This window comes from [Flexibacter] sp. ATCC 35208 (genome assembly GCF_001975825.1).
Classification (GTDB): Bacteria; Bacteroidota; Bacteroidia; order Chitinophagales; family Chitinophagaceae; genus Chitinophaga.
In genome coordinates this window covers 1-8,593 of sequence record NZ_MTKN01000121.1, presented here as the reverse complement: position 1 = coordinate 8,593, position 8,593 = coordinate 1, and the positions used below count along the sequence as shown (strand labels likewise).

The window sequence follows — 8,593 nt, the reverse complement described above, 5'->3', positions numbered from 1 at the left end:
CAAAAAAAGATACACGCTCTATTAATTCAGATACCTGATGGAGCCAGGTTTCCATTTATGCAGTTCCAGGGAGGTTCATTTATTTTTGATACATCCCTTTTCTCTTTTCCAGATGACCAGTTCGCAACCGGTAGCCACCACTAATGTTTTTTCTTCCTTGCAGAACCTCCTTACAGAACCCATAGGTCATGATTTCGCAAGGCCCATTACCTGTAATAAAGATCTTAGTTGCCCAACACAATGGGTACAGTAGCAACATGCGTCCACACAGGCCACAAATGCAAATAAATACCCATTTATTTACAGGCTACACTTTTTACCAGATAGGCTAATTTTTATTTGCCAGCTTTCCTCACCTTTGTACCATGACAATCATTTATAAAAGTATCTCCGAATTTATGCGGGATATGGATATGCCTAAACCGCTCCATCCGCTGGTGGCCCTGGTCAATTATGACAAGGATCAGATCAGTGGCAATTTCACCGGAAAAAGGTTCATGATTGACTTCTACAAGATTGCATTTAAGAAAGATTTTAGCGGTCAGATGCGGTATGGACAGGCCTGGTATGACTTTTCAGAAGGCGGCATGGCCTTTTTAGCCCCGAACCAGGTAGTGACCATGTCTGGCGAAGTCGGTTGCCTGGATGGTTATCTCCTGCTTTTTCACGCGGACCTGATCCGGAATTATGCTCTGGGACAGCGCATTCAGCAATATGGATTTTTCTCTTATGCGGTGAATGAGGCGCTCTTTTTGTCAGACAAAGAGAAGAAAGTGATCGGTGGAATATTTGAGAATATTGCGGATGAGCTGGATAATAATACGGATGCCTTTAGCCAGGATGTATTGGTTTCTCAGATTGAATTATTACTGAATTACAGTAATCGCTTTTATAACAGGCAATTCCTGACCCGAAAGGCCATTCATCATGATCTGATCACAGAGATGAATAAATACCTGGAAAGCCGGTTTACAGACCCGCAGGGAGGTATTCCAACGGTTCCTGAGGTGGCGGCACAGCTACAGGTATCTGCAAGGTATCTCACTGATATGTTGCGGACACTTACCGGCCAAAGTGCGCAGCAACATATACATGACCGGCTTATTGAAAAAGCCAAAGTGGCGTTGAGCACTACCAGGCAGACGGTGGCTGAAATTGCGTATCAACTTGGTTTTGAGCATCCGCAGTCTTTTAATAAGTTGTTTAAGCGGCATACGAATCTCTCTCCAAACGTTTTTAGGAAGTCTTTTAACTAACAGATAATGGCATCCGATTTCAATAGGGCGGGTACCTATAGGGGATTGCTATGCCTGCAAATTAATCCCGCTTCAAACGTTTTTTGAAAATCTTTTCACTAAAAGGCGGGTACATATGTGGGATACCATGCCTGTAAATGAATATCTCTCGTATTCAAAATCTTTTAACTAAAAGGCAGGTACATATATGGATACGCATGCCTATAAATGAATATCTCTCGTATTCAAAATCTTTTCACTAAAGGGAAGGTACCTATTTGGGATACCATGCCTGTAAAATGAATATCTCTCGTATTCAAAATCTTTTAACTAAAGGGAAGGTACCTATTGGGGATACCATGCCTGTAAAATGAATATCTCTCGTATTCAAAATCTTTTCACTAAAGGGCGGGTACCTATTTGGGATACCATGCCTGTAAATGAATATCTCTCGTATTCAAAATCTTTTAACTAAAGGGCGGCGGGTACCTATATGGAATTCCCATGCCCATAAACAAATCTTATATGGAACAAATGAAAGCAATCCGCCTACATGCTTACGGAGGACCGGAAGTATTGCGTTACGAAGATGCACCTATGCCGGAATTGAAGGATGGTCAGCTCCTCGTTCGCGTGCATGCCATCGGCATCAATCCACCAGACTGGTACCTGCGCGAAGGTTATAAAATGCTACCTCCGGAATGGAGACCCAATATCCCCTTCCCTATTATTCCGGGTACGGATGTTTCTGGTGTAGTTGCCGCTGTTGGCAAAGGTGTACAGGGGTTTTCTGCAGGCGATGAAGTATTTAGCATGGTTCGCTTTCCCAGTGTGGGCGAAAGCGCTGCTTATGCGGAATTTGTAGCTGCACCGGCTTCTGACTTTGCACACAAACCTGCGGGTATTGATCATATTCATGCGGCAGCTGCACCGATGGCTGGATTGACAGCATGGCAATTCCTCATTGAACTGGGCCATGATGTAAAGAATCCACTTCAGGCACATAAACACCATCCAGTCCCCCTCAATGGCAAAAAAGTACTCGTAAATGGCGCAGCCGGCGGTGTTGGACATCTGGCTGTACAACTGGCCAAATGGAAAGGGGCGCATGTCATCGCGGTGGCTTCCGGCAAACATGAAGCATTCCTACACTCGATAGGTGCCGATGAATTTATTGACTATACCAAACAGGCGCCTGAAGCCGTGGTGCAGGATCTTGATCTAGTGCTCGATACCCTTGGCGGTCCGCATACTGGTCGTTTCTTAAAAACAATAAAACGTGGCGGTGCTTTATTCCCTGTGTTCTTAGGCTTCTCTGATGCGGAGGAAGCTGCACAACGAGGGATCATAGTTTCTTCTACCCAGGTACGTTCAAATGGCACTCAGCTGGAAGAATTCGGTCGTTTGCTGGCCGCAGGGACGATAAATGTCGCTATCGATAGCACCTTTCCCCTCGCTGATGCGCAAAAAGCACATGAACGGGCTGCCAATGGACATATTCAGGGTAAGATCGTGCTGACTGTCAAATAAAACTACAGGTATAAATATGAAGGAATTAGCAGACAAGCTTGCCCTGCGGGAACTGGTCGATACCCTTTCCATACTGGGAGATAAAAAAGATGTTCACGCACAGGTGCAGCTATTTACTGACGATGCAATATCAGAGACATTTATAGAAGGCGTTCCTATTTTAAAACTGAAAGGCCGGAAAGAGATGGAAGCCGCTTTTATCAATTTCCTTAAAGACTTCGACACGATCTACCATTTCAATGGGCAGCAAAAGGTAATTATAGATGGCGATACCGCTACCGGAACATGTTATTGCCAGATTACATTAATTGGTGCGAAAGTGAAGACGACTATCGGCGCCATTTATTACGACAATTACATCTTCGGGAATAACCAATGGCTGATTGCTAAACGAATAGGCATATTTGAATGGCAGGGAAAACAGGCATTCTAACCTTTTTAAAAAAGCCATTCGAACGCTAAAAAAGCCGCCTTAACGTTTACAATAGTCATTCGAAATCTTTAAAAAGGCTTTCGAAATCTAATAAAGCCATCTTTACGTTTAAAATGGTCATTTTAGTTTTAAAAAAATAGCTATTCTAACTTTTTAAAAAAGCCATTCTAACTCTAAAAAAACCATCTTAACATTTACAATAGTCATTCGAACTCTTTAAAAAGGCATTCTAACTCTAACAACAGCCATTTTACCTTTTTTGCCAAATGGCAAATAATCCCAATTCCAGCCAGTCTACCTTCGCATCATAAAATTAAAAACGATGTCGAAAACAGTATTGGTCACCGGGGCCAGCTCCGGAATTGGTAAAGCAACCGCTATTTATCTGGCACAAAACGGCTACAATGTATATGGCGCTGCACGTCGTATGGAAATGCTCCAGGCCCTGCAGGTATATGGTATCAAACCAATTACGCTGGATGTGACAAAAGACGAAAGTATCGTTGCTTGTGTAGCACAAACCGGTAATATTGATATCCTCATTAACAGCGCAGGCCTGGGCTCCTACGGTGCACTGGAAGACGTACCTTTGTCAGAAGCGAAAAACCAGATGGAAATCAACCTCTTTAGTGTAGCAAGATTAATTCAACTGGTACTACCTAACATGCGGAAAAACAAGTACGGAAAGATCGTCAACATCTCTTCTGTAGGTGGTAAAGTCGGATTACCAATGGGCGTATGGTACCATGCCAGTAAATTTGCCATAGAAGGGATGAGCGATTGCCTTCGTAATGAGGTCAGACAATTTGGTATCGATGTCATTGTCATTGAACCAGGTGGTACCAAATCTGAAATGACGGGGATTGGTGGCAAAGAACTGATGCGCGTTTCCGGAAATACAGCATATAAAGGTCTGGCGAATAGCCTGCTGAAGATGTACGATGATATGGAAAAGAACTCAGTAGAAGCAGTCGTGATCGCCAAACTGATTAAAAAAGGAATTGAAGCAACACATCCAAAAACAAGGTATATTGGTGGTGCAATGGCAAAACCCATGCTGTTCATGAGAAAAATATTGCCTGATAAATTGTTTGACAAAATGCTGATGAGTCAAATGAAATAACTACACATGGAACAACTGATCAATTACCTATTACATTTCGGTCATCTCAATCAACAGCAGATTGAGATGATTACAAGCAAAGCCGTGATAAAAACAACCCCAAAAGATGAATATTATCACGAAGCGGGTAGAATACCCCGTGAAATCATCTTCCTGCTGGACGGAATTATGCGGGTTTGCTACTACAACAACAAAGGCGATGAGATTACGAAATACTTCCTTGACGAAAATAACTTTATCGCCGATATAAACAGTTATAACCAGGGTATTCCTTCTACTGAGTATATACAGGCCATCACCGATTGTGAATATGTGGTCCTATCTAAAACTGCCATGGAAGAATTGTCTATGACCATCATCAGCTGGGATGCGATCATTGCCAAAATAACAGCAAAAGGACTGGCGGAAAAAGTAAACAGGATCAGTCCGATGATGGCAGAAGATGCCACCGAACGCTACCTGATGTTTTTGAGAAACTTTCCTACAATGGCCAATAGAATACCACTATCCTATTTAGCCTCTTATTTAGGTATAACTCAATCATCACTTAGCAGGATAAGGAGAAATATCCGCTAGCTCTTCTCCCTGTCTCTATGGCCGTCCAGTAGGTGCTTATCTCCTTGTTCCAGTGATTTAAAGATAACCTTCTCAAAAGAAGAAATATCCGCTAACACTTTTCCCTGTCTATATGGCCGTCCAGTAGCTGCTCATCACCTTGTTCCAGTGATTTAAAGATAACCTTCTCAAAAGAAGAAATATCCGCTAGCTCTTCTCCCTATCTCTATGACTATCCAGTAGCTGCTCATCACCTTGTTCCAGTGATTTAAATTGTCATAGTTGAAGGCTGGGTTATCAATTTTCATATACCACTAAAATAATGATTTCCGCCCTCATCCTCAAACTCTTCCACACCGGATAAGCCGGCTGCCAACAGCAGCTTTTTGTATTCTTCTGCACCTAAAGACCTTGAGGTTTGCGCAGTCATTACATCCTGCCAGGCTACCTTTTGCAAAGGTGCAGTAAATAACAACTTCCCATCAGCATGTAACGCCGCTGCCATCTTTGCAATGAGTGATCGTTGTGCAGCTTCTTCCAATAAAAATATCACGCCAATAGAGATAATGCCATCATACTTAAAATTTAAAAACTGTGACTCCTCTACCGACTCACATTCTACAGGTACATCCGGAAAGTTATCCTGAAAAGCCGCTACCATTTTAGCTGATGCATCCACTGCATACACCTTCAATCCTGCTTCCAGCAATATTTTCGTAACCGGAATGCCAGTGCCGCACCCCAAATCAAGTATTACAGCGCCTTTGGCAAACGACTGCGCCCAGGCCCGGACCGTAGCCGAGCCTGTGGTAGTCCTGTGCCGGGCATATAATTCGGCTATATTATCATAGCCATTTGATTTATCTTTCAAATGTTTCCAATTTATCTATTTCTGTATCCCATTTCACCTCTTTTTCAATCAGATTAATATAGTGTCTCACCTGCGATAAAAAGTGAACAGATATCGCAATTGTTTCTTCAGGATTGATCCACAGGATAATTCCTTCTTCATCTCTGATCTTCTCCCATCCAAAGTTAGGAATTCTGACAGATTGAATATTTACTTTGCTTTTTTTGAAAAATGAGAACATATTTATCTTTCATATTCGACAACTGGAAGTTTTACCGGCATAGGATTCTCCACCATCCACTTCACCGCAATTTCAAGTAGCCCCTAAAACTGTTTATGTTTAATGAACCGCGGTATGCCGAACTGCACGTACAGTGGTGTGAGAGGATAGTAAGGGAAATAATCCCTTACTTCCAACCCGATTTATTTTTTTCCTGGTCTTCAAATATCTTAAAGACGTATTTATAAGTGTAGCCTTTTTCGATAACAATTAAAGTATCTGCATGAGGCATTTTTTTTAGATTATTGCCCAATGCAACCTCATCAAAGGATATTCCAAAATTGTCTGCTGAAACAGGTCTACAGCCATATTTTTTCGGATCGTTGTCCAATTTAAAGTGGTAATAGCCATTAGTGCCATCCAGGAAGATCACTTTCCCATCGAGGGAGGCACTATTAAACTCCTTAAATTCCCTGACGGCTTTTTCATAGCCGAAACAGGCGATCGACATGGTAGCAATGACCAATAAAGAAAGCCATTGCTTTATGCTGTTATTTCTCATTTGATTCAGGTTTGAAATCTTTTACTTTATATGTATTACTAAAACTTACACCATATTTAGGAACGGGTACATCCCCAATCTCACCTGCTAGCGGATCAAAGCTAAGACTTCCTGAGATGATTCCAGGAGCACCATTTGCTCCTGGCGTATAGCCCCCAGTTGCGCTGAGCCCTTCAGCAAAAGGAACGGATACGTAAGTACCAACTCCACCTTCCCTAAACTTCGTTTCTACAATGCTTCGGTTAATTTCACTTACTGGCCCAAGGTACGTAGCTCCTCCAACATTGATTGAGAATCCAGATGCTCCTCCGGTTATTACATTCGTTATGATGGTCCAGATAGGATAGATAGAAGCTTCAGGCCCTCTGAGTATCCAGTTAAATTCATTACTAGTTCCCTCCATTGACAGCCTGTTTCATCCGCTTTAAGATTAACTGAACCACTTTTATTAAACATATGCTGGGTGCAAAGCCTCGTTTCCCTTACTTAAATGTGGTATTATCCAATCTCTTATTTTATCTTCGCCTATGAGTCCCAGATTTATTTGTTTTTTTTCGCAAAATAAAAATCTATCATCTCAGGGACTCTTCTTTTTTTCACGTAAGTTCAAACAAATTCTATAATAACCTGATTATCAATTTAATAAACCCGGATTATATATAGGTTTTTATGGCTAATGTCTAGAAGATAAACTACCCTGGATGAAATCCCCCAAGTATTGACCGGTCGTGAATTTCAACCGGAACAGTTTCAGAAATTCACAGCAAAAGGTGCGATGCCGGCTGCGGTAGGCAATTGCTGGATGAACATCTGGCAGAGAGATGCGGAACTGAACAGGAAATACAGCTATGATTTTGAAGTCTATGGTGAGAAATCTCAACAGGGTGACAATTCAGAAGTTGATATCTATATAGCGACAAAATAAAAGGTATGTCAATAACAAAAGAATCCGAATTATTCGGCATGCAAAAAGCGAGTGAAGCTGTTGCATACACATTGAAGGAAATGACAAACTATGCCAAACCAGGCATGAGTACAAAAGAGCTGGATGAATATGGGGCGAAGATCCTGGCGGACTTTGGTGCTAAATCAGCGCCTTATTTAACCTATGGATTCCCGGGTTGGACTTGCATTAGTGTGGATAATGAGTTTTGCCATGGTATTCCTTCAGAAAAGAGAATTTTAAAAGATGGTGATTTGATCAATATTGATGTTTCTGCAGAGCTGAATGGTTTTTGGGCGGATAATGGCGGATCATTTGTAATTGGAGAAGATGTGCATCAACATCAGAAATTGGTGGATGCATCGAAAGATATTTTACGGAAGGCGTTGAATACGATCAGAGGTGGTGTGAAAATAGCGGATATTGGTTTGCTGATAGAGACGGAGGCAAAGAAGAGAGGGTATAAAGTGATTAAAAACCTTGGTGGGCATGGGATTGGCAGATGGTTGCATGAAGAGCCGGGTGAGCTGCTTTGTTATAGAAATAAAGGGGATAAGAGACGATTTAAGAAGAATTCAGTGGTGGCAATTGAAACGTTTATTTCTACCAATTCATCTTATGCGACTGAGTTGAATGATGGATGGACAATGGTAGGTGAAAGAGGTGGATTTATGGCGCAGCATGAGCATACGATTGTGGTGACCGATGGACAGCCGTTAATATTGACGGAGATGAATGGGATATTGAATTAGGAATCTGGAATCTGGTTTCTGGTTTCTCTATTCTGTATCAGGAATCTGGATTCAGGAGATTGAAATAAAGATCAGGAGATTAAATTAGAAATCAGGAATAAGGATTTTGAATAAGGATCTTGAATTAAGATTTTTCAAAGCCTTCAGCTCACCCGATCTGAAGGCTTTTCATTTGGGGCCCTCTCATACCAGTAATTTTGGATCTATCACACCAACAAGTCCCCCTCTCTCCTGTAGCTTTGCGTCACTAAATCACATACTATGCAATAATCAGCACAAGTACTGGTCACAGGTGGCAATGGCTCGCCCGGCATTCACTGCTGTTAAAGAAGAAATAGTATTATCCAACTTATCGCCATACCGCCTACTAAGCTGACAATGAAAAAATAG

At 41.8% G+C, this 8,593-nt stretch carries 11 protein-coding genes; 7 read left to right on the top strand and 4 right to left on the bottom strand.

All coding sequences use genetic code 11. The annotated features are described in order from the left end of the window. Positions 1–365 precede the first annotated feature (365 nt). The 5 genes from BW716_RS33775 (at position 366) to BW716_RS33755 (ending at position 4,897) form a co-directional block, all read left to right on the top strand. Positions 366–1,256 (top strand): AraC family transcriptional regulator, encoded by an 891-nt coding sequence (locus BW716_RS33775; RefSeq protein ID WP_083730466.1) that lies wholly within the window; start codon positions 366–368, stop codon positions 1,254–1,256. A gap of 504 nt (positions 1,257–1,760) precedes the next feature. Further along, positions 1,761–2,765, top strand: a complete 1,005-nt coding sequence (locus BW716_RS33770) for an NADP-dependent oxidoreductase (RefSeq protein ID WP_235644008.1) — start codon at positions 1,761–1,763, stop codon at positions 2,763–2,765. A gap of 16 nt (positions 2,766–2,781) precedes the next feature. Further along, complete coding sequence (locus BW716_RS33765) at positions 2,782–3,198, top strand: nuclear transport factor 2 family protein (RefSeq protein ID WP_083730465.1); 417 nt, start codon at positions 2,782–2,784, stop codon at positions 3,196–3,198. Positions 3,199–3,520: 322 nt separating this feature from the next. Beyond that, positions 3,521–4,321 carry an oxidoreductase gene (locus tag BW716_RS33760; protein ID WP_083730464.1) on the top strand — a complete coding sequence of 267 codons (801 nt, stop codon included), beginning with the start codon at positions 3,521–3,523 and terminating at the stop codon, positions 4,319–4,321. Between the two features lie 6 nt (positions 4,322–4,327). Next, positions 4,328–4,897: a Crp/Fnr family transcriptional regulator gene (locus tag BW716_RS33755; RefSeq protein ID WP_083730463.1), complete on the top strand. Its 570-nt coding sequence runs from the start codon at positions 4,328–4,330 to the stop codon at positions 4,895–4,897. A gap of 283 nt (positions 4,898–5,180) precedes the next feature. Here the strand turns inward: BW716_RS33755 and BW716_RS33750 are convergent, their stop codons facing one another. The 4 genes from BW716_RS33750 to BW716_RS33735 all read right to left on the bottom strand — a co-directional run bounded on the left by BW716_RS33750 (position 5,181) and on the right by BW716_RS33735 (position 6,911). After that, a complete protein-coding gene (locus BW716_RS33750; RefSeq protein ID WP_083730462.1) occupies positions 5,181–5,747 on the bottom strand; it encodes a bifunctional 2-polyprenyl-6-hydroxyphenol methylase/3-demethylubiquinol 3-O-methyltransferase UbiG in 567 nt (188 codons plus the stop codon). Further along, positions 5,737–5,967 (bottom strand): hypothetical protein, encoded by a 231-nt coding sequence (locus BW716_RS33745; RefSeq protein WP_083730461.1) that lies wholly within the window; start codon positions 5,965–5,967, stop codon positions 5,737–5,739. The genes BW716_RS33750 and BW716_RS33745 overlap by 11 nt, the downstream gene beginning before the upstream one ends. A gap of 166 nt (positions 5,968–6,133) precedes the next feature. Further along, positions 6,134–6,508 carry a hypothetical protein gene (locus BW716_RS33740; protein ID WP_143709196.1) on the bottom strand — a complete coding sequence of 125 codons (375 nt, stop codon included), beginning with the start codon at positions 6,506–6,508 and terminating at the stop codon, positions 6,134–6,136. Continuing rightward, on the bottom strand, positions 6,498–6,911 hold the full coding sequence (locus tag BW716_RS33735) for a hypothetical protein (protein ID WP_083730459.1): 414 nt from the start codon (positions 6,909–6,911) through the stop codon (positions 6,498–6,500). Before BW716_RS33735 ends, BW716_RS33740 begins: the two co-directional genes overlap by 11 nt. 294 nt (positions 6,912–7,205) lie before the next feature. On the opposite strand from BW716_RS33735, the gene BW716_RS33730 reads away from it, so the two are divergent. Both BW716_RS33730 and map read left to right on the top strand, forming a co-directional pair. Then, positions 7,206–7,433: a GyrI-like domain-containing protein gene (locus BW716_RS33730; protein WP_083730458.1), complete on the top strand. Its 228-nt coding sequence runs from the start codon at positions 7,206–7,208 to the stop codon at positions 7,431–7,433. A gap of 5 nt (positions 7,434–7,438) precedes the next feature. Then, positions 7,439–8,203 carry a type I methionyl aminopeptidase gene (map, locus tag BW716_RS33725; protein WP_083730457.1) on the top strand — a complete coding sequence of 255 codons (765 nt, stop codon included), beginning with the start codon at positions 7,439–7,441 and terminating at the stop codon, positions 8,201–8,203. Positions 8,204–8,593 lie beyond the last annotated feature (390 nt).